Annotated in this window: 16 protein-coding genes and 4 pseudogenes; 7 read left to right on the forward strand and 13 right to left on the reverse strand. The window is 71.2% G+C overall.

Features of this window, described 5'->3' with window-relative positions; translation table 11 throughout:
- Positions 1-153 precede the first annotated feature (153 nt).
- Together ACQEVU_RS16270 and ACQEVU_RS16275 are read left to right on the forward strand one after the other, a co-directional pair.
- Complete coding sequence (locus ACQEVU_RS16270) at positions 154-6357, forward strand: hypothetical protein (RefSeq protein WP_433324223.1); 6204 nt, start codon at positions 154-156, stop codon at positions 6355-6357.
- 195 nt (positions 6358-6552) lie between these two features.
- On the forward strand, positions 6553-6708 hold the full coding sequence (locus tag ACQEVU_RS16275) for a hypothetical protein (RefSeq protein ID WP_433324225.1): 156 nt from the start codon (positions 6553-6555) through the stop codon (positions 6706-6708).
- On the opposite strand, the gene ACQEVU_RS16280 is transcribed toward ACQEVU_RS16275, so the two are convergent.
- A complete protein-coding gene (locus ACQEVU_RS16280) occupies positions 6705-7577 on the reverse strand; it encodes a septum formation family protein (RefSeq protein WP_433324227.1) in 873 nt (290 codons plus the stop codon). The genes ACQEVU_RS16275 and ACQEVU_RS16280 overlap by 4 nt on opposite strands.
- A 221-nt stretch (positions 7578-7798) precedes the next feature.
- A pseudogene (locus ACQEVU_RS16285) lies at positions 7799-7924 on the reverse strand (IS6 family transposase); the annotation flags it as partial.
- A gap of 92 nt (positions 7925-8016) precedes the next feature.
- On the opposite strand from ACQEVU_RS16285, the gene ACQEVU_RS16290 reads away from it, so the two are divergent.
- Together ACQEVU_RS16290 and ACQEVU_RS16295 are read left to right on the forward strand one after the other, a co-directional pair.
- On the forward strand, positions 8017-8142 hold the full coding sequence (locus ACQEVU_RS16290; RefSeq protein ID WP_433324229.1) for a hypothetical protein: 126 nt from the start codon (positions 8017-8019) through the stop codon (positions 8140-8142).
- Positions 8139-8261 carry a hypothetical protein gene (locus tag ACQEVU_RS16295; protein ID WP_433324231.1) on the forward strand — a complete coding sequence of 41 codons (123 nt, stop codon included), beginning with the start codon at positions 8139-8141 and terminating at the stop codon, positions 8259-8261. Before ACQEVU_RS16290 ends, ACQEVU_RS16295 begins: the two co-directional genes overlap by 4 nt.
- 134 nt (positions 8262-8395) lie before the next feature.
- Here the strand turns inward: ACQEVU_RS16295 and ACQEVU_RS16300 are convergent, their stop codons facing one another.
- A complete protein-coding gene (locus ACQEVU_RS16300) occupies positions 8396-8908 on the reverse strand; it encodes an integrase core domain-containing protein (RefSeq protein ID WP_433324233.1) in 513 nt (170 codons plus the stop codon).
- Positions 8909-9112: 204 nt separating this feature from the next.
- Positions 9113-9943, reverse strand: coding sequence for an alpha/beta fold hydrolase (locus ACQEVU_RS16305; RefSeq protein WP_433324235.1), 831 nt, complete (start codon positions 9941-9943; stop codon positions 9113-9115).
- A 127-nt stretch (positions 9944-10070) separates the two neighbouring features.
- On the opposite strand from ACQEVU_RS16305, the gene ACQEVU_RS16310 reads away from it, so the two are divergent.
- Positions 10071-11048, forward strand: a complete 978-nt coding sequence (locus tag ACQEVU_RS16310; protein WP_433324237.1) for a sigma-70 family RNA polymerase sigma factor — start codon at positions 10071-10073, stop codon at positions 11046-11048.
- A 67-nt stretch (positions 11049-11115) separates the two neighbouring features.
- On the forward strand, positions 11116-12372 hold the full coding sequence (locus tag ACQEVU_RS16315) for an FAD-binding oxidoreductase (RefSeq protein ID WP_433324239.1): 1257 nt from the start codon (positions 11116-11118) through the stop codon (positions 12370-12372).
- Between the two features lie 15 nt (positions 12373-12387).
- Here ACQEVU_RS16315 and ACQEVU_RS16320 read toward each other — a convergent pair whose 3' ends face one another.
- Positions 12388-12675, reverse strand: a complete 288-nt coding sequence (locus tag ACQEVU_RS16320) for an STAS domain-containing protein (RefSeq protein ID WP_433324241.1) — start codon at positions 12673-12675, stop codon at positions 12388-12390.
- A 65-nt stretch (positions 12676-12740) separates the two neighbouring features.
- Here ACQEVU_RS16320 and ACQEVU_RS16325 point away from each other — a divergent pair.
- Positions 12741-12851: pseudogene (locus tag ACQEVU_RS16325) on the forward strand (IS6 family transposase); the annotation flags it as partial.
- Positions 12852-12972: 121 nt separating this feature from the next.
- On the opposite strand, the pseudogene ACQEVU_RS16330 reads toward ACQEVU_RS16325, so the two are convergent.
- From ACQEVU_RS16330 to ACQEVU_RS16365, 8 genes and pseudogenes are all read right to left on the reverse strand, one after another.
- A pseudogene (locus ACQEVU_RS16330) lies at positions 12973-14288 on the reverse strand (glycosyl hydrolase family 18 protein); the annotation flags it as partial.
- A pseudogene (locus tag ACQEVU_RS16335) lies at positions 14182-15255 on the reverse strand (malectin domain-containing carbohydrate-binding protein); the annotation flags it as partial. The pseudogenes ACQEVU_RS16330 and ACQEVU_RS16335, both read right to left, overlap by 107 nt.
- A gap of 102 nt (positions 15256-15357) precedes the next feature.
- Entirely contained in the window at positions 15358-16233 is an 876-nt protein-coding gene (locus tag ACQEVU_RS16340; protein WP_433324243.1) for a phosphatase PAP2 family protein, read from the reverse strand.
- A gap of 140 nt (positions 16234-16373) precedes the next feature.
- Entirely contained in the window at positions 16374-17003 is a 630-nt protein-coding gene (locus tag ACQEVU_RS16345; RefSeq protein ID WP_433324245.1) for a response regulator, read from the reverse strand.
- Positions 17000-18259, reverse strand: a complete 1260-nt coding sequence (locus ACQEVU_RS16350; protein ID WP_433324247.1) for an ATP-binding protein — start codon at positions 18257-18259, stop codon at positions 17000-17002. The genes ACQEVU_RS16345 and ACQEVU_RS16350 overlap by 4 nt, the downstream gene beginning before the upstream one ends.
- A 20-nt stretch (positions 18260-18279) precedes the next feature.
- Positions 18280-18996, reverse strand: coding sequence for an ABC transporter permease (locus tag ACQEVU_RS16355; RefSeq protein ID WP_433324249.1), 717 nt, complete (start codon positions 18994-18996; stop codon positions 18280-18282).
- A gap of 25 nt (positions 18997-19021) precedes the next feature.
- On the reverse strand, positions 19022-19951 hold the full coding sequence (locus ACQEVU_RS16360; RefSeq protein WP_433324251.1) for an ABC transporter ATP-binding protein: 930 nt from the start codon (positions 19949-19951) through the stop codon (positions 19022-19024).
- 194 nt (positions 19952-20145) lie between these two features.
- Positions 20146-21342 (reverse strand): hypothetical protein, encoded by a 1197-nt coding sequence (locus ACQEVU_RS16365; RefSeq protein WP_433324253.1) that lies wholly within the window; start codon positions 21340-21342, stop codon positions 20146-20148.
- Positions 21343-21397: the final 55 nt, after the last annotated feature.

Consider the following 21397-nt stretch of genomic DNA (forward strand, 5'->3'; position numbering starts at 1 on the left):
GACAGTCCCGGACTGCGCCGTCTACCAGTTTCGACGCACTCCTGCGCGACCGGCACGCCGTGGGCGACGCCGCCGGCGGTCACGTCGCGAACGTGAACTCCACCGATGCCTCGGTCTGTATAACGTGGCCGTAGAGCGAATACTGGAGCGAACGTGACTGATCTTGGCAACTCGGCCGGTGCCCGCGCGTTGGCGCTGCTCCGGGAGGTCTCCGCCGGACACATCGCGGACAGCGACGTCCTGGTCTCGCACCTGGGCGGCGGCGTGGTGCGGCTCAGCGAGGGGGTGTACGTCGCCCGGGAGAGCACCGAGCTGCGCCTGGTGGAGCGGCTGGCCCAGCCATCCGTCACCGCGCTGGTCGGCGACGCCGGGCACGGCAAGACCGCCATGGTGTGGCGCATGCATGGACTGTTGTCCGCGCTGGGCCGGGAGCCGCTGGTGGTGCCGGCGTCGGCCCTGCTCGCTGGCCCGGAGCGGCCCGCGGTGCTCACGGTCGACGCCGTCGCCGCCGCCCTGGCCCAAGGGCGGCGCGACGGTCTGCCGCTCATCCTGCTGGTGGACACGCTCGACCTGCTGCTGCGGCAGGACGCGACGCGCCGTTTGGTGCGGTCGCTCCTGCGGACCGCCGCCGGCCACCGGGTGCCCACCCTGGTCACCAGCCGGCCGGTGGAGTCGCGTTGGTTGACCATCGACTACGACGACGACGCGGCGCCGATCTCGGGTGTACGGCTGGAGGCGTTCACCCCGGTCGAGCAGGCCACGGCGATCACGACGTACGCCAGGGCGTTCTATCCGCCGGACCGCGCCGCGCAGGCCGCGGCGCGGGTGAGCGACGCGTCGGTCCGCGGGCTGCCGGCCCGGGAGCTGTCGCGCAATCCGCTGCAGTTGCGCCTGCTGTTCGAGCTCTTCGTCCCGGATGACCCACCCGAGGACGTGGATGCCATCGGCCTGTTCGAACAGTACTGGAGCCGCCGCATCCACCATGACGACCGCGGCCCCGACGGGACCGCCAAGGGTCCGGATCTGACCCCGTACGCGGAGGCGGCGGGCTTCGTCATGCTGACCGACGGCAGCATCGAGGCGGACGTCACCCGGTTGGCCGAGCGCGCCGCCCCGCTCACCGCGACGACGCCCGGCGAGGTCCGCACGGCGATCGACCAGCTGCGGGCGCGCGGCGTGCTGCTGGAGCCCCGCGACAGCCGGCTGCACCGGTTCTTCCATCAGACCTTCTTCGAGTACGTGGCGGCGCGCGGCGTGGTGGGGCGCGGCCGCGACCCGGCGGACCGGTTGGTCGGCCACGCGGCCGCCGACTCGCACGACCTGTTCGTCGGCGAGGTGGCCGCGCAGGTGGTCCTCCTGGCCGGGCGCGACCCTCGGCTGCCCGGTTCGTTCGCCCGGAAGGCGCTGCTGACCTGGTTCGACGGCGATGCGCACCTGCAGCTGCTGGGGCTTCGCTCGTATGCCCGGCTGTCCCACCCGGCCCTGCCGGTCCGCGCGCGGGCCGCCGAGATCCTCGCCACCTGCGACGCCGGAACGGTCCGGCACTACCTGCGTCTGCTGCCGTCGACGCGGCATCCGCGCTTCGAGCGCGTGCGGGCCGAGCTGGGGCTGCTCTGGTCCCGGGTGACCGGCACCGGCGGCGATCCGGGGCTCGGCTTCGACGTGCTCCGGGCGCTCGCCCGGGCCGCGCCGGTCTTCCCGCGGGACACGCGGGGCTTCCTCGAGGAGCACGGCTGCCTGCGGTGGCTGCTCGCCCAAACCCCGGCCGAGATCGGCCGGGAGAGCCTCCACCTGCAGCTGCTCGATCCGCTGCGGACCGCGCACCCGGCGTGGTGCGCCGAGCAGCTGCTCCCGTTCTTCGCGGCCTTCGCCGGTGACTCCGCCGACCCCCGGTCCACGCGGCCGCGGCCGGCGCACGTCGCCGCGATGGCCGGCATCGTGCAGCTGCTCGCCTCGATCGCCGAGCACACGGTCCTACCCGTCGAGGTGACCGGGCCGGTGACGGCCACCATGCGGCGGCTGGCCAGCACCAAGACCTCCGCCGAGCTGGAACGCCAGTACGCCTTCCTGCGCGGCGAGATGCTGGCCGCGCTGACCCCGGCCGAGCTGCTCGAGCACACCTGGGCGGCAATCCGCGACCGGCCCGGTCCTGGCGAGGATCCGGCGATCGCATCGGCGTGGACCGTCCAGGGACGGCGGGCCGAGCTGCGGGCGTGCGCCCGCGCCGCGGCCGGCCTGGCGGCGCCGGAGGCCCGGGCCTATCTGGAAGCGCTCCTCACCGAGCGGGACCCGGAGCGGCAGGAGGGAGTGTGCGCGCTGCTCGGCGAGGTCCTGGCGGGTGCCGACGCGGCACCGATCACGGTGGTGGCTCGCGACATCTCCGCGCGGCAGCTGCGACTGCTGCCCGCCCAGCGTGGCCCCGATGGCAGCCGGCCGATGCCGATGCTGTTCGTCAATGCCTTGCACGGCGCCGATGTGGGCGGCCGGCAACTGCTGGCGGCGCTGCCCACCGACGTGCCGGATCAGCCGTGGTCGGATCGGTCGGCGCTGCTGCCCCTGCTGGTCTTCGCGGCGCTGGCGGACCATCCCGGCGCCCGGCGGGTGATGCGGGACATGGTGCTCGGCCGCAGCGTCATCCCGCCGAGGCAGCTCGCCAAGGTGTTGCAGCGGTTGCACGTCGTGGCCGTGTCGCCAGCGGCCGAGGCCCGGGACGCCTTCGCCCACCTCGTGGACCACGCCGAGGCCACCGGCGACGTCGGCCACCTATGCCGGGCGCTTCGCGAGTCGACGATCGCGACGGTGCAGCTGCAGCCCGACCAGCACGATCGCCTCGTCGCCCTCCGCCGGCGGCTGACCAGCGCCGGTCCGGAACATGACCCGCACGACGGCTATGTGCTCTGGCGGCTGCTCGTCGAGCGGTTGATCGACATCCCGCCGGAGGTCGACCACGTCGCCGCGGCGGTGTCCCGGGCGGCGGGTCCGGTCCTGACCGGCGTACTCGAGTTCGCGCTCTGCTGCGTCCGGTCCTCGGACTGGGCCGACTGCGACCCGGCGGCGCTGGTCGACGAGCTCGACGAGGCGCTCCACAGGTCGCTGGCCGGAACGCCGGCCGGCGCCGGCGCGGGCGCCAAGCCGCGGGATCGCGGCGCATCACTGCGGCGGACGCACGCGATGATCGCCCGGGAGGCGCTCATCGCTGCGCGCTCGCGCCTGTCCCCGCTGCCCGGCACGCCGGGGCCCCGCCGGGCCGCGGCCCGGCGGGTGTTCGAACTGCTCTGGGAGTCCGGTTACGACCTGCGCAAGGAGGCCGACCGGATCGCCCTTGCGGCCTGCATACGCGACACCGGCCACCTTATCCGCCGGCTGCCCGACAAGGCGACCGCTGTGGACCTGCTGCTGGACGTCGCGCGGCGTCTGCACGCCGACCAGCCCGAGGCCACTCGCTGGCGGGAACGCATGGCCCGGCACTGGTACGGCGCGATCGTGGCGACCGTGCGGGCCGCGCCCGACGCCGATCGGTACCGCCTGGTCAGCGGCCTGCTCAGCAGGGACCCCGACCTTGCCGGAGCGGCCATCCGCGCCTGTGTGGATCACGTGAGCCCGCCGCCGGGCTGGCTGTCCGGGCTGGAGCCGGCGATGGACGACGACGTTCGGGAGCACTACCGGTCGGCGCTGCGCCGACAGGCCCGCGAGGGAGGCCGGCGCACGCTCGACGACCTCTACGATGGCGTGGTGGAGGGTGGGTCACCGGCGCAGGTCGCGCTGGCGGACAATCGCGTTGTGACGATGCCCGAGCCGGCCGACGATGCCCAGAAGCTCGCTCTGACGGCGATCTGGGACTTCCTGGTCCGCGATGGCCGCTGGCCCACGTTCCACGAGCTCGATCAGCGGCTTAACCGAGAGCACGACCTCGACGCGGCACAGTTGCTTCCTCGGATGCCGCCAGGCCTCCTCTACGGCGTCGGCCACGGCAGCAACGTGTTTATCGGTACGGAAACCCGGGTCGGGCTGACGATCGCGGGCGCCGCGGCGACCGGACGGGCACAGCGCGAGCTTGGTCTTTTCCTCGATATCGTGCGCCACGCGGTCGAACTGGAACGCGATTTCGACCCGCCGACCGACAACCCTCATCTGCGGCCGGTCCTGACCGCTACCGACGCAGCGGAGCTACTCGGCCTCACGTCGGCGCAGGACCAGGAGGTGCTCAATCGGCTCGGTGCGCTCCTTGTGACGGAGCAATGGGGATCCACCGGTTTCGGGGGTGTCGGGTCTGCCTCCTGGCAGGCCTCGATCGGCCGGGAGGTTCGCAGGTTCCGGCAGGTCGAGAATCTGGACAGGTATTGGGAGCTGCGACCAAAGTTCTGGGAATCCGATCCCGGGCCGACAGCGCCCAACCCGGCGCAGGCAGCGCCGTCGACACAAGGATCCGGTGACGTGCCCGCCCCCGCTGTCGACTCTGCCGCCTCGGCCGGACGCGAGTCGCACGCTGACGGTCCTGAAGGATCCGGAGGAACCGCAAACCGCGTCGATGTGCTGATCATCGCGGCGTTGCGGGAAGAGTTCGAGGCGGCTCGCGATGCCGCACTGGCCACCGGCCCGGCGGGTTCTGGCGTAGCCCGGTGGGAGCCTCGGAGTCAGGACGGTTTGCCGTATTTGTGGGGTGAGTACCGCATCGCCGGTGGACGCCGGTTCACCGTGGCGCTGGCCAGGCCGACCCAGATGGGCGGCCGGGTGACGGGGACGTTCGCCGCGACGATCGCCGACCGTCTGCGTCCGGCGGCGCTGGCCATGTCCGGAGTGTGCGCCGGTAATCCTGAGGAGACGGCACTGGGTGACGTCGTGGTCGGTGAGCCGGTCTACGAGTGGGATGAAGGCAAACGCTCACCGGCAGGCTTCCAAGGCGATCACCGACAGCTCTCGATGGATGTCGCCTGGTTGCGTGCCGCTCAGGAGTTCGATCCCACCGGCTTGCCGAGCTACGGCGACGCCACCGACGAGGAGGCGATGCTGTGGGTCCTGGAGCAACTGCACCGGGATCAGCAGCCCCGCTACCATCCCGCCCGCGAAGCCTACTTCCCGGCGGGGACCTGGAAGCCGCGCCTGGACCGTCTCGAGAAAGACGGCTTCATCGTCCGTGACGCGGCCGGCAGGCCGACGCTGACTACCGCCGGGACCGATCGTGTGCAACAGCGGCTCTACGAGGACGTCGACGGCCCGCAGCAACTGCCGTTCCGGGTCAAGGCCTCCCCCATGGCCAGCGGCAGCTCGGTCATCTCCGACCCCAAACAATGGGCGGATCTAGAGGCGATGGGCGTCCGGAAGATCACTGCGATCGAAATGGAGGCCGCGACGGTCGCGACCATAGCCCAACAGCGTCGCCTGCCCTGGCTGGTCGCCAAGGGCGTGATGGATCACGCCGACACCAAGAAGGACGACCGTTACAAGCAGTTCGCCGCCCGAGCCTCGGCGCAGGTGATGTTCGCGCTGCTCGCCGAGCTGGTGCCCGGCGAGGCCGTCGCAGCGCCGGACGTGATCGACTCCGCCGAACGACCGGCCGCGTTCAGCGTTGCCGTCGCCGCGCCCGTGCGCGTCTCCCCTCCAACTGCGGCCGACATCAGATCGCTGCTGGATGAGCTCGCCACGAGCGATCCCACGCCGGACACCGCCGGACGGAAGAACGGGCGTCTCTTCCTCGTCGTCCACCCTGCGGGCACGGCGGTGGACGCGCTCGCTGAGGTCAGCAGCTCGACCGCGGCCGGTGAGCTGAACGCCGCGATCCAGCGTGCGCTCACCGCCCGCGGCGGATCGTCCTTCTCCCCTGATCTCGGTAAGGGGATGTGGCGGCGCCGCAGCAACGGCATGGTCAGCGAGAGCGGAGTGCGCGAGGACGGCTCGGTCCGGGAGGACCAGTTGCTGGTCGTGAAGATCGCGGAGAACGGCCAGATCGGGGTGATCTGCGGCCGTGCGACTGCCATGGCGCCCCCGAGGTGGCGTCGGCTCGGGGATACGAGCGTGCCCGATCTGCAACGCGTGATCCTGCCGGCCCTGGTGATCGGGCTCGTACACGGCACACTCCGGCTCGCCGGCGACCTCGCGCAGCGCTACGCCGAATACGACGGCCCCTGGGGCATCGGCCTACGCCTCACCGGCATCCGAGGCGCGATCGCCTACGACCACCTGGAGAACGGTGACGAGGACACGGTGCCGCCGTACGACGACGACATCTACGAACGGATCCTCAGCGCGGACACCGCTGCGCTGTTCACCACGCCGGACGCGCTCACCGGCCAATTGGCGGGAGCCCTGCTCCGCGGGCTGAGCATCGAGAATCGCTACCTGCCGCAGCCGAAGGCCTGAACCAGACCTTCGGCTGCGGCGGACGGCCACCGACGATGCACCACCCAGACAACGACAAGTTGCACGACAAGACAACTGGTTACGCCGGATATTAGAACTGTCCGAATGGGCCGCCGCGGATCGCTCTTACGCGGCCAGTCTTCACCGAGTCCGCGCGAGCCCTCGTTGACCGTCTGCACGCAATCCGCCCGCGCCTTGGCCGTGCGACGCGGCCTGCCGCTGCTGCGCGTGGACTGCTACGCCGGCGACGACCGGGCCCTGGTCGCCTGGTACGAGCGCCAGGGCCTCACGCCCTCGGAGACCTTCACGGCCGGCACCTGGCCGGGCCAGGTACTCGAGCAGCGCCGTTAGCCCTTCGGGATGTTCTTGCCCTTCGTGCCGAAGACCGAGCCCGTGATGGTCTTGCCGTTCCACAGCACGAAGTAGCATTGCGCCACGGCGACGCCGGACTGCTCGAGGTTGCTGCCCGCCCAGAAGTTGTATCCCCAGGTCGCGTCGAGGGTCTTCGCCGTGACGCCCATCTCGCCGGCGATCTCGTCGCGGCAGGCGACCTGGTAGGCGTCCATTGCCGGGTCGTCTTTGTTCTTCGGCGACGGGCTGCCATAGGCCGGGCTGGCCGCGCCGACGTACTCGGCGCTGTGCGGCTTGGCGCAGTCCTCGGGGCTCAGGTCGTGCGTGGAATGGTCGAGGGTGAAGCAGCGCGGCAGCGGGGCCGTCTTGCCTGCGGCGTAGGAGCCGTCGACGGTCGCGAGCTGCGGAATGCCGGGAAAGGAGTCCACGACGATGACCTCGCAGGCGAACCAGTGCTGGCCGCCGTCCCAGTCGGCGGAGGTCGGCAGGCCCACCTCGTAGGTCATGCCGCGGCGGCCCAGCGGGGCCCCGACGTAGGCGGCGACCTTCGTGCGGCACTCGGCGTCGGCCGGGGCCAGTTCCGGGGCGCCGGGCTTCGGCCGGCCGGCCGCGCCGAGGTTCAATGCTCCCATGGAGGCGATCTCGGCCACGTGGTCCTTGGCGCAGTCGGTCGCGACCGGGGTCATGATCACGGCGTCCAGCGTGTGCTCGAAGCACTGGCCGACCTGGGGCACGAGCGGCGCGGCGGCCGACGGCGAGGGCGACCCGGCCGAGGACGGCGAGGCGGCCGGAGAGTCGAACTTGGCGCAGCCGGCGGTCGAGCACAATGCGACAAGCGCGAGCACCGCGCCGTACTCTCGTATGGACACCGGGACATCAAACGATCTGCGTGCGGAATGCGCAAGGAGATCTTTTCAACACGCGTCGGCGAGGCGTTCCAGCAGCCAGAGGTCGTAGCGGTAGCCTGCGGCGCCCGAGCGGCGGACCGCCACGAGGCCCTCGGGGCCGCTGCGCGGTGGCCGGTCGACACGCCGGTTGGCCGGCGCCGTTGCGGGATCGACGTACGTGTTGATCCCCTATTCGGCTGCGGTCAGATCGCTTGGGCGAGCTCGGCGATCGCCGCAGCCACCCGTGTAGCCCGCGGAGCGTCGACGGCGAGTTCGTAGTGGCCGCGTCGGAGGTTCTGCATGAAGGCGTGTCCGGCGATGATGACCTGCGCTCTGTCGCCCGGTGCGTGGCGGGCGAATCGGGCGGCGTCGGCCCAGCAGCGGGCAGCGGTCGGGCACCGGGCACAAGACGACCGCGATCGTGCGCACCGACGCGGGCCAGCTGCCCCCGGTGACGATCAACCCGTCGGGCAGCACACAGGTCGGCCACGGCATCAGCGACGACAACCCCGAAACGATGCTCCTGCAGCTGGTGGTGACCCCGTGAGCGCCCGGGGAGTGGCGCTGCTGGCCGCGCTGGGCGTCGGGCTGGCCGCGCTGGCGGCCAGCGACGGGGCCTTTGCGGTGACCGGCGGATCGGCGCCGGCGGACGCGGCGTACGGCTAGGCGGGACTGGATGGTTATCGCAGCCTCTGTTCTCGGCCCGCCGGCCAAAGAGGGGGCTCCGGGCTCGGCGGGTGGTGCTGGTTCCGGCTCTGTCCGACTGGTGGTGTAGCTGCCGAGAATGCCATCCGGGCAGCTCAGGCGGCGTGTTCGTATTCGTGGAGGAGACCGCCGAGGCGGTCGTGTCGGCGGATGTTGAGCCGGGCGAGTTGGTCCGGGTCGGTGATCGGTTCGGGCAGCGGCTTCAGCGGCCGCACGTTCGCGATCCCGTGATGGGGCCGATGCAAGTTGTAGGACCGCTCGTACTCGGCCAGCGGCTGCACCAGATGCCGCTGGTTCCAGATCAGCGTGCGGTCCAGCAACTCGCGGCGGCAGGTCCGCACCCACCGTTCCATGATCGCGTTCATGCGGGGCACCTGGATACCGCTGAGCACGACCTTGATCCCCGCGTCGGCCAGAATCGCCTCGAACATGCCCGGGTACTTGCCGTCCCGGTCACGGATCAGGTACCTGACCTTGCAGCCGGCGTCTTCGAGATCCATCACGAGGTTGCGTGCGGCCTGGCCGACCCAGGCGGCGGTCGGGTGCGCCGTGACACCCAGGACGTGGATCCGGCGGCTGGCGTGTTCGATCACGGTCAGGATGTACATCCGGGTTCCGGTCAGCGTCACGGTCTCGATGAAGTCCGCGGCCAGTAGCGCGTGGGCCTGGGAGTGCAGGAAGTCGGTCCAGGTGGTGGTGGCAGCCCTGTCGGGTGCCGGGTCGATCCCGGCAGTGCGAGGACGCCTGGCCCACTCGGTCCAGGCGTCCTCGCGTTCAGCGCCTCGTGCGGCGGCGGCCGGTGCCGTCCCGGCTCAGCGGTCCTGGTCGAGGAATGCGAGGGTGGCGGCGGCGAACAGCGGGGACTGGAAGATGTCGTAGTGGGTCGTGCCGGGCAGGATCGCCAGCGCGTGGCCGCCTTTCGGGCGGCCTTCGCCCATCCAGCCGCCGTCGCGCAGGCCGCCGTCGAGGAGGTTGAAGACTTCGACATAGTGGCTCGGGGGCGCCATGTCGGCGTCGGCGGCGACGATGAGGGCGGGGACCTGCAGGCCGCGAACCTCCTCGGTGTAGTCGAAGTCCTTCGCCATGGCCTCGCCGATCTTGTCCAGCAGCCGCGGGAAGTCCTCGGGGCGGGGCGCGACCCGCTGGTACAGCTCGTACATCGGGGTGTCCTTCATGAACTCGGCAGCGGCCGCGCTCACCTGGCCCTGCTGCTGCAGCATCTCCGGGTAGATCGCGTCCCGGCGGATGTTCGCCGACGCGGAGACCAGCCGGCCGACCTTCTCCGGGTGCCGGATCGCGACCTGGAGCGCAACGCCGCCGCCGAGGGAGTAGCCGACGATGTCGGGCTTGTCCAGGCCGAGGTGGTCGATGAGGGCGGCGACGTCGTCGGCCATCAGGGGGATCTCGAGCGGCCGGTCGATGTCGGCGGTGCGGCCGTGGCCCTGCAGGTCGACGGCGATGACCTGGTGGTGGCCGGCCAGGACGGGCAGGATCGGCCCGAACATCTCGCCTGAGCCGAGGCCGCCGTGCAGCAGGATGATCGAGCGTCCGTCGCCGTGGGTCTCGTAGTACAGGTTGATGCCGTTGACGTCGGCGTACTGCCCGGATCCGGCGGTGTCGGCGCTCCACTCGGTGGTGGTCATGATCTGCTCCTCAACGTCTGTTCAAGGTGTTCGGTGCGTACTATCGCCGGTTCAGACCAGGCGTGCGTTGAGAACTCATCGTTCGGGGCGGGGAGAATTTTCCGCACCCCTCGGCTAGGTTCGGGTGATGAGCGATGTGGCTACGAGCACCTCGATCGAGTCGCAGCTGGAGCTGTACCGCACGGAGCTGACCGGGTACTGCTATCGGATGCTGGGGTCGGCGTTCGAGGCCGAGGACGCCGTCCAGGACACGTTCGTGCGGGCCTGGCGGGGTTTCGAGCGCTTCGAGGGGCGTTCTGCGCTGCGGTCGTGGCTGTACCGCATCGCGACGAACGTGTGCCTGACGATGCTCAGCAGCGCGCAGCGGCGGGTACGGCCAATGGATCTCGGGCCGGCGGGGTCGGGTCGGGCGACCGATCCGGGTGAGCCACGCCCCGAGCAGATCTGGCTGGGGCCGGTGCCGGACGGGCGGGTGCTGCCGGAGATAGCCGACCCGGCCGACGTGGTCGCCGCGCGCGAGTCGGTCCAGCTGGCGTTCGTCGCCGCGCTGCAGCACCTGCCGCCGCGGCAGCGGGCCGTGCTGATCCTGCGGGAGGTCCTCGCCTGGTCGGCGCAGGAGGTCGCCGACCTGCTCGACACGTCGGTTCCCAGCGTCAACAGCGCCCTGCAGCGGGCCCGGGCGACGCTCGCGGCCACCAACGTCACCGCCGACCTCGCCGACCCTCTCGACGAGGAACAGAAGGAGCTGCTGGCGCGGTATGTGGAAGCGTTCGAGGCGTACGACCTGGAGGCGCTCACGGCGCTGCTGCGCGAGGACGCGACCCTGTCGATGCCGCCCGTGCCGCTGTGGCTGCGCGGCCCCGACGACATCGTCGCGTGGATGCTGGGTACCGGCAGCGGCTGCCGCGGATCCCGCCTGGTGCCGGTGACGGCGAACGGGATGCCGGCGTTCGGGCAGTACCGCCCGAGCCTCACCGGCGCCGGACACGACCCGTGGGCGCTGATCGTGCTCGAGCTGTCCGGTGGGCGGATCGCCGCGGTCAACAACTTCCTCGACACACAGCGGCTGTTCCCGCTGTTCGACCTGCCCACCCACCTGGGCTGACGGGCCCTCGTCCGGCCGATTGCCGCCGGCAGCGATGAGTTCGGCAAGGCTCGGCGGTCTGAGCGGCATGACGATGCTGCTGACCTCAGGTACCGCCGGATCGGTCTTCCTGCCCGGGGACCCCGGCTACGACGAGTACCGCAAGCCGCTCGACCCGGCGCTCGACCCACACCCGGCCGTCGTGGTCCGTGGCGCGAACGCGGCCGACGTGCGTGCGGCGGTGCTGGCCGCCCGCCGTCGTGCGCTGCCGTTCGCCGTCCAGGCCACCGGCCACGGCACCCACGTCGCCCACGACGACGCGCTGTTGCTCAACACCGCCGCGATGGCGTCGGTGCTGGTGGACCCGGACCGACTGGTCGCCCGGGTCGGCCCCGGGGCCCGATGGGGTGACGTCCTGCGGGCCGCCGCGCCGTATGGCCTGGCTGCGCTGTCCGGCTCGTCACCGGACGTCGGAGTGACCGGGTACACGCTTGGTGGTGGGCTGGGCTGGCTGGCCCGGCAGCACGGCCTGGCGTCCGACAGCGTGGTGCGGGCCCAGGTCGTCACCGCCGACGGCGAACTGCTGACGGTCGACGCCGACCACCACCCGGAGCTGTTCTGGGCGCTGTGCGGCGGCGGAGGCTCGTTCGGGGTGGTGACCGCGCTGGAGTTCCGGCTCGTGGCGTTGTCGCGGGTGTACGCGGGAGCGGTCAGGTTCGGACGGGAACGGGCCGGCGAGACGCTCGCCTACTACCGGCAGTGGGTCGAGCGGGTGCCGGACGCGCTCAGCACCGCGGTGGTGCTGACCCGCGACGGTTCGCTCGTGGTGAAGGCGATGTACGCCGGGGACGCCGGCCGCGGCCGTGCGTTACTGGATCCGCTGTTCGCGGTCGCCGGGCCGGTCCGCGAGGACGGCCTGCGGGTCGTCGACTACGCGCAGGCGGCGATGGGCGGCATCTTCGCCCGTACCTTCGATCAGGTCCACACGCTCGACGACGACCTGATCGCCGCGCTGGTGGCCGAGCCGGACACAACCGTCGAGATCCGCCACTGGGGCGGCCGGATCGCCCGCGACAGCGGGGCGGCCGCCCACCGCGACGCGCCGCTGTCGATCGTCCTGGACACCGCCCCGCCGGCGCTGTCGGCTGGGACCGCGGCGGCGCTGCGCCGCTGCGGCATCGGCGGCGGCTTCCTCAACTTCCTGCACGATCCGTCCCGGGCCGCCTCGGCGTTCACCGCCCGGAACTGGGCGGCGCTGCGCCGGATCAAGGCCGCCTACGACCCGGACAACGTCTTCAACGCCGGCCTCGCGGTGCCGCCGGCGGTGCTCACGGCCTCCGCCTAAACGCCGTCGGGCTCGTCACGGGCACTCGAGCAGCGTGGCGTCGAGCCCGATCAGCGTGATGAGCTGCCGCAGGTGAGGTCCGGCGCCGGTGATGACGAGCCGCCGGCCGTGCCGGCGCGCGGTGAGGTGCAGCCGGGCCAGCGCCTCGACCGTGACCGCGTCCGGATGCGCGACGGCCGCCACGTCGCAGTGCACGACGCCAGGGCCGGTGCCGCGCAGCAGCCGCGCGAGGTCATCGCACAGGACCGGAATGTCCGCGCGAGTGACCGCCGCGCCCAGCCGGAACCTCGTCTCGGTGCCCATCCCGGTACGACCGCCCGCGGCCGCCGAACTCATCGGTCGCGGCTTGAACAGCCCTCGTAGCAGGCGCTGTGCACGCCTTCATGCAGAACCTTCGACGCGGCCACTACGAACTCGCCGTGGACGCTCCGCCGGCAATGCGAGTCGCCGCCGCGTTCACCGAACCCGCCCAAGCGATCGGACCGCCGACCCGATCAAGGTTCAACGCGTCCAACGATCCCATAATGCAACGGCGACGTTGCGCCGCCGGCGGCCGGGGTACGATGCGTACCCGGGCCGCCGGCGGGATGGAACTTCTCGTTATCCGAGGCCGCTGCGCATCGCGGTGACCAGCTCGCCGTTGCCGGTGTCGCCGGACATCTCCCAGAAGAAGGAGCCGGCGAGGCCCTGGCTCTTGGCGTAGCTCATCTTGCCGGCGATGGTGCTCGGCGTGTCGTAGCTCCACCAGTTGCTGCCGCAGTACGCGTAGGCGGTGCCGGCCACGGTGCCGTTCGCCGGGCAACTGTTCTTGAGGACCTTGTAGTCCTCGATGCCCTGCTCGTACGTGCCGGGCGCCGGGCCGGTCGCGCTGCCGCCGGGGGCGCTTTGCGAGACGCCGGTCCAGCCGCGGCCGTAGAAGCCGATGCCGAGCAGCAGCTTGCTCCCCGGGATCCCCTTGCTCTTGAGCTTCTGGATCGCCGCGTCGGAGTAGAATCCGGGCGTCGGGATCCCACTGTAGGAGGTCAAGGGGGAGTGGGGCGCCGTCGGGCCCTGCGCCGCGAAGGCCCCGAAGTAGTCGTAGGTCATGACGTTGTACCAGTCGACGTACTGCGCCGCGCCGCCGTAGTCGGCCGCGTCGATCTTGCCGCCGTTGGTCCCGTCCGCGGTGATCGCGGCGGTGACCAGGCTGCCGGAGCCGAAGCGGGAACGCACTGCCGACATCAGGGTCCGGAAGCTGGCCGCCCCGCTACTGTCGCAGGTGAGGCCGCAGGCGTTCGGGTACTCCCAGTCGATGTCGATGCCGTCGAACACGTCGGCCCACCGCGGGTCCTTGACAAGGTTGTAGCACGAGTTGGCGAACGCGGTCGGGTTCGCGGCCGCCTGGCCGATGCCGCCGGACCAGGACCAGCCGCCGAACGACCAGACCACCTTGAGGTTCGGGTACTTCCGCTTGAGCTTGCGCAGCTGGTTGAAGCTGCCGCGCAGCGCGCCCGCGTCCCACGTGTCCGCGACACCGTCCACACTGGACGCCGCGTCGTAGAACCGGTCGTAGTCGGCGTAGCTGTCGCCGATCGCGCACTGACCGTTCGTCACATTGCCGAAGGCATAGTTGATGACGTTCAGCTTTGCGGCGGTACCGCTGGTGTCGATGTTCTTGACGTGGTAGTTGCGGGCGTAGACACCCCAGTCGACGAAGTAGCCGACGACCCGGTTGCCGCCTCCGCCACCGCCGCCGGACTGCGTCGTGGCCGAGACCTGGTTGCTGGCCGCGGAGAGGTTCCCGGCGGCGTCGCGGGCCTTGACGGTGTAGGTGTACGTGGTGCTCGCGGCGAGTCCGGTGTTGGTGTACGAGGTGCCGGTGACTGTTGCGATGGTCGTGCCGCCGCGCAGGATGTCGTAGCCGGTGACGCCGACGTTGTCCGTGGAGGCGTTCCACGACAGCGAGACGCTCGACGAGGTGGTGCCGGTGACGGTCAGGTTCCCGGGTGTGCTCGGCGGCGTCGTGTCACCCCCGCCGGTGCCCTGCGTGGTCGCCGAGACCTGGTTGCTGGCCGCGGAGAGGTTCCCGGCGGCGTCGCGGGCCTTGACGGTGTAGGTGTACGTGGTGCTCGCGGCGAGTCCGGTGTTGGTGTACGAGGTGCCGGTGACTGTTGCGATGGTCGTGCCGCCGCGCAGGATGTCGTAGCCGGTGACGCCGACGTTGTCCGTGGAGGCGTTCCACGACAGCGAGACGCTCGACGAGGTGGTGCCGGTGACGGTCAGGTTCCCGGGTGTGCTCGGCGGCGTCGTGTCACCGCCGCCACCACCACCGGTCACCGAGATGGCGGAGACGGTCGCGTAGTTGGCGCCACCGTTCATGTTGAACTGCACGTTGAGCTGACCGTCGCTGACGGTGGTGCTGAAGGTGCGGTCGCAGGCGGTGAGCGAGCCGCAGGACGCGAAGATGTCGAACGCGCTCAGTACCGTCACGCCCTCGATGCGCACGTCGAACTTGCGCTGGCCGGCCGCGTTGGCCCAGTCCTCCACCATCTTCAGCGTGACCTGGTAGGTGCCGTTGGGAACGTCGAACTTGTAGCCGGTCCAGTTGCTGAACAGGTTGTAATTCTGGTACAGCGGGTCGTCGGTCGTGCCGGCGATCGGCGAGGCGGTCGACGAGCCGCCGTACAGCGTGTCGTAGCCCCAGTTGCCGGAGCTGTACGCCTGGTCCGCCGACCAGGTCGCGCCGGCGCCGTCGGTGAACGCCGGTCCGCCGGAGTTGGCGCGAATGGGCGCGGTCGCCGCCGCGGCCGCGTTTGGAAGGGCCACCAGGCTGGCGGCAACGGGCAGTAGCAAGGCGGCGGCCGCCACTGCGGCCCTGCGCCTGAACGAGATTCGGGTCCTCATGCCGTGCTCCGTAAGGGGTGTGGGCGGGGGTCAGGTCAGCAGAGCGCTACTGGAAACAAAGTTACTTAATTGAAGAACGGTACTCAGGCGCACAGTCGCTCGTCAATACACCCGCGGGCCCGGGCGGGACAGCTGAGCACGTCGAGCCCGTCGACCCGCCTCGAGCGGCATGTGCCGCACGCTCAGATACAGGCGGTGCATGGTGATGACGACAGCCAGCCACGCCAGCCCGAGGGTCCACGCCACCAGCACGTCGGTGAGCCAGTGATGGCCGAGGAACACCCGGCTCAAGCCCATGGCGACAGCGAACACCACCGCCGCGGCGACCGTGGCCGTCCGGCTGCGCCACCGCCGCTGGCGTAGTACCAGCAGGTAGGCCACGACTCCGGCGACGACCACGGCGTTGAGGGCGTGCCCACTGGGAAACGACGCGGAGGTCTCGTACGGTGCGACCGCGTCGGCCAGCGGCGGGCGGATGCGCCCGACGAGGGCCTTCCCGACGATCGTCATCAGCAGTGACCCGGCGGTGGCCACTGCCATGAGCACCACGGGGCTGACCTGCCGGCGCCGGATCGCCAGAGCGATCGCGGCGACCGCGGCGAGGATCGGCATGATGACCGGACCGCCGAGGTTGGTGAACGCGGTAACTGCCGTGTTGAGCTGCGGCGTACGGGCGGCCATGGCCGCCTGCAGGGCCGGCTTGTCGAGGCCCGCGACACCGTCGGCTTCGGCAACCGCCTCATAGATTTCTACCGAAGCGGCGGTCAGAGCGACGGCGAGCACGACGCCGATGAGCAAGGTCAGCGCCAGCACCGGATACGGGCCGATCCATCGCGCAGCCCGGCGTGCCAGCGCCACCGCGACCCGGCCGAACGGGCTCTTCCAGACCGTCAGGTCACGCCAGCCAAGGTAACGGTCGTCGGCCCGGACGGCGTCCCACTCCGGCTGGCCGTTATCACGATCCTGGGAGGTGCTCATCGCCGGTCCTCGTCGATGGTGTCGGGGGTCTCGTCGACCTGGGCCGCAGTTCCTCGGTCACGGTACGAGGATACGAATCCTTGTACTGGATGCGGTACCTCGAGCAGCCGGTGCCGACCCGGTAGGCGCCCCACACGACACTATGAGACGAGGCCGCGGCGGAACGCTTCGGCGACCGCGCCGGCCCGGTCCCGTACGCCCAGCTTGTCGTAGATGTGCAGCAGGTGGGTCTTGATGCTCGCTTCGCTGATGAGCAGGCCGGCAGCCGCCTCACGGTTGCTGGCTCCGTCGGCGATGAGCTTGAGCACCTGCAGCTCGCGCTGGCTCAGTGTGCCCGACACCGGGCGGCGGACCCGGCTCATCAGCCGCCCGGCCACCGTCGGCGCCAGCACGGACTCGCCCCGTGCGGCTGAGCGCACCGCGCGCAGCAGGTCCTCCACGGGGGCGTCCTTCAACAGGTACCCGGTGGCGCCGGCCTCGATCGCGGGCAGCACGTCGTGGTCGGTGTCGAACGTGGTCAGCACCAGCACCCGCACCTGCGGTGCCTGCTGCCGCAGCCGCCGGATCGCCTCGGCGCCGTCCACCACCGGCATGCGCAGGTCCATGAGCACGACGTCCGGCCGCAGCTCGACGGCCCGCTCGACCGCGGCGGCGCCGTCGCCGGCGACGCCAACGACCTCGAACTCGGCGGTGCCGGTGAACGCGCCCCGCAGCCCGTCGCGCACGATCGGATGGTCGTCGACGATGAGCAGGCGGATGGGGTGGGTCACGTCGGCCTCATTTCCGGGGTCAGCGCCGGCACGGTGACGTTGAGGGTAGTGCCGTCGCCGGGCTCGCTCTCGATGGTGAGGGTGCCCTGCACGCGCTCCGCCCGCTGGCGTACGCCGTGCAGGCCGAAGCCGCTGCCGTCCGCGCCGCCGCCGGGCGGTACCGCGACCGGATCGAAGCCGGCGCCGTCATCGCGTACATCGAGCATCACCACGTCGTCCAGATACGACAGCGTGACGGCCACCCGGCCGGCGCCGGCGTGCTTGGCCACGTTGGCCAGCGCCTCCTGCGCGGCGCGGAACAGCGTGACCTCGATCTCGGTGTGCAGGGTGCGCGCATCCCCGGTGGATTCCAGCTGTACCGGCACGCCGGAGGTCCGGGACCACCGTGCGACGAGGTCGGCCAGGGCGTCGGGCAGCCGGGCGTTCTCCAGCTCCCGCGGGCCGAGCGCGGCGACCGAGCGGCGGGCCGCGGCCAGGCTCTCCCGGGCTAGCGTGTAGACCTGGTCGACGTGGTGGCGCCACAGCCGCGGTTCGTCGCGTACCCGCTCGGCGGCCTGCAGCTGCGTGATGATGCCGGTCAGTCCTTGGGCGAGGGTGTCGTGGATCTCGCGGGCCATCCGCTGCCGCTCGTGATGGATGCCGGCCTCCCGGGCCTGCTCGAGCAGCTGCGCGTGCAGGCCCGCGTTCTCGGCGAGCGCGGTCCGCAGCTGCGCCACCGCCCGGTGACGCTGCTCGGTCTCGTCGCTGAATCGGTAGCCCAGGTAGCCGAACCAGCCGATGAGGAACGTCTGCAGGGCCACGATCAGCACCACCATGGTGGCCCACTCCGCGGTGTCGGGCACGCCGCCCGGCAGGACGTTGACCAGGCAGGAGGTCAGGAAGATGCTGACGAACGCCCACCGCGGCGGCAGCACCTCGTAGGCCTGCACGAGGCCGATGATGCCGAAGACGAAAAAGGCCGGTCGCCAGGACATCAGCACCGCCGCCAGGGCCAGCTGGACGCCGACGTACAGCAGCATCGGACCGGTCCGCTGCGTCCACGACGGCGGGCGCAGGGTGTACATGCCCAGCGCCCAAACGGCGGTCGCCGCGACCAGGGCCACGGTGACCAGCCGGTCGCCCGTGCTCTGGCCGGGGCTCAGCAGGGCCAGCACCGCCGACACGCCGAGCAGGATGTACGGCAGCGGCACCAGCAGCCGCCGCAGGCGCAGCCGGTACGCTGGAGTCTCGGGCAGCTCGACCGGCGCGCTCGTCATGGCCCCACCCCACCGTACATTCAGTCCCAGCGGAAGCACCGGATCGCGAGCAGCGCGGCGAGCACCGCGTACGCCGCCAGCACCGCGATGCCCTGGACGGACGGCCAGCCGCCGTCCGTGGTGTCGCGCAGCCCCTGCACCGCCGCGCCGAGCGGGGTGAAGTCGCTGACGCGGACCAGCGTGTCCGGCATCGTCTCGCGCGGCACCCACAGGCCGGCGAAGAACATCAGCGGGAAGAACAGTGCGGTGCCGATACCGCTCGCCGCGCGGCTGGAAGGCGCCACCGCGCCGACGAACAGGCCCAGCCCGAACATCGCCGCCGCGGTGAGCAGGAGTACCGACACGAGCCCGAGGACCTGCGCAGGCGGGCGCACGTCGAAGGCGACGCCGGCCACCGCGTACAGCACCAGCAGCGTGGCGACGGCGAGCAACGCCTGCACCGCGACCTGGGCGCCGAGCACCCGCCCGGGGCCGATCGGCGTCGTGGCCAGCCGGCGCAGCACGCCCTTCTCACGGTACTGCCCGAGGAACAGCGGCGTCACCAGCAGCGCCATGGCGGCCAGACCCATGATCGCGATGATCGGCACGTACAGGTCGATGACCCGCAGCCCGTCCAGCGCCGGATCCGGGCGGCGGAACGGCGGTACGTTGCCCAACGCCACGAGCAGCACCACGGGGAAGGCCGTGCACCAGACGTAGGCGCTCGGTTCACGCAGGAACAACCGCAGCTCCGCCACGGCCAATCGGTACAGTGCCGGCACCTCAGGCTCCCCGCTCATCCGGTTGCGTCCCGGCCCGGCGCCCGGTCAGCGCCAGGAACGCGTCGTCCAGACCGGACTGGTCCACCCGCAGCTCGGCGGCGATGATCTGGTTGCGGGCCAGCACGGCGGTCACGGCGTGCACCAGGTTGCCGGTGCCGGTCACGATCACCTGCGTGCCCTGCCGGGTCACGCCGGTGACCTCGGGCAGCTCGGTGAGCAGCCGGTCGTCCAGCGGGCTCGCCGGGCGGAACCGCATCCGCTGCGGAGCGTCCACGCTGGACACCAGCCCGGCGGGGGAGTCGAGCGCCACAACCCGGCCGGCGTCGATGAGCGCCACCCGGTCGCACAGCCGCTCCGCCTCGTCCATGAAGTGGGTGACGAGCACGACCGTCACGCCACGCGAGCGGACCTGCTCGACCACCTCCCAGGCGTCGCGGCGGGCCTGCGGGTCCAGGCCCGTGGTCAGCTCGTCGAGCACCGCCACCCGCGGGTTGCCGACCAGCGCGAGCGCGATCGACACCCGCTGCTTCTGCCCGCCGGAGAGCTTGCCGAACCGGGTACGCCGCTGCTCGGACAGGACCAGGTCGGACAGCAGCACCCGCCAGTCGGCCGGGTCGCGGTAGAAGCTCGAGTACAGCCGCAACGCCTCAGCGACGGTGATCCGGTCCGGCAGGTGACTCTCCTGCAGTTGCATGCCCAGCCGGTGCCGCAGCTCGCCGCCGTCGCGGCGCGGGTCCAGCCCCAGCACGCTGATCGTGCCGCTCTCGGGCCTGCGCAGCCCGGCGATGCACTCGACCGTGGTGGTCTTGCCCGCACCGTTCGGGCCGAGGATCCCGAAGATCTCACCCTCCCGCACGGCGAACGAGACGCCGTCGACCACGTCCCGCTCACCGTACCGCTTCCGCAGATCGGTGACTGTAATGATGTCCACGCGCTTCAGCCTGCGCGACCGCGCGCCGCAGCGGATCGACCGCGCGACACGACGATCGGTGAGCCACCGGATCAACCGATCAGTGGATGCGATCAACCCGTCCGGCCTCAATGATCGCGTCCCGGACCGGCAACCAGGGATCACGGTCTTTCCGGTCATAGCCGCTGGAATCTCGGGCCCGTTCTCGTGTGTTGTCACATGATGACGCGCTCCACGCCACCGAGCCCGGCCACGCCGACGGTCCCGGTGACCGCACCGGTCGCTGGATCGATGCGCAGGACGGCGTCCGGCTGCCCGACGTACACGTGCCGATTCGAAACCGCGATCCCCCGTGCGTCGGCAGGCAGGGTCCAGGTCGCCACGTGGGCTTTGGTGTCCCGGGCGAAGGTCAGGACCCGCGTGCCCACGGCGAGATGGATCTGGTCGACGCCGGCCGCGAGCGCGGCGCGACCGGCGACCGGTTCGAAGGTCAGTTCTTGCGTCACCGCGAGAGCGTCGGCGTGGATCACCGCAGCTACCCCGTTGCCGGCGTCGGCCACCCACACCTCCTCGGCGGTCTGCGTGATGGTCAGGCCCTCGACCAGCCCGGTGCCGAAGGTCGTGGGCAGGTCCACGCAGACCGCCCAGCCGTCCCGCACGCTCAGGGTGTGCACAAACGCGTGCACGTCGGGCTTGCCGTCGCGGGCGCCCGGATGCAGGATGTCACGCACGTGCTGGTGGTCGGGCTGGTGGCTGTACAGCGTGAACAGCCGCTCCCGGCGGGGGTCGAACACCGCCTGCCGGCCCTCGCCGCGCATCTCCTCCTCGGCGCCCTCCGGCACGAGGACCTTCAACCCGGCGTTCTCCCCGGGCAGGTTCAACGCCTTGATCTGGCCGGCGGCGAGGTCCAGCACACGCACGCGGTACCGATCCGGATGCTCCGGCGGGAGCATGTCGAGGACGAACAATGAGGTACCGCTCGAGGAGAACGCCTCGGGCTGGACGAACCCCGGAAGCGTCAGGCGATGCCGCTCCCCGGTCGGCCCCGCGACCACGATCGTCGTCTCGGTGCGGCCCGCAGGGTTGCCGTCGACGAGCGCGACGAGGCTCGCATCCGGCGCGACCGCCGCGAGCCGCATCCGGCCGCGCACCGCGGTCGCGGTGACAACGACGCCGGTCGTCGCGTCGCGGACCACGATGCGCCCATCCGCATCAACGCTGACCAGGCGGTTGCCAGTAAGGAGCGTGCCGCTCGCGACCCGGCCGGCAGTACCGGAGTCCAGCACCGCCAGCCCGTCACGCAGGGACACGGCGATCAGCTCCCCCGGCTGAAATTCTGTAACAGGGCGGGGCGACGTGCACCCGGCGAGGAATGCCACACCGCCCAGGCCCAGCAGTTCCCGACGCTTCATATCCATGACGAGCCGCCGGACGGCGGCGCCGTTCCCGGGAATCATCGACGATTTC

Source organism: Dactylosporangium sp. CA-139066 (assembly GCF_050936175.1).
Taxonomy (GTDB): Bacteria; Actinomycetota; Actinomycetes; order Mycobacteriales; family Micromonosporaceae; genus Dactylosporangium.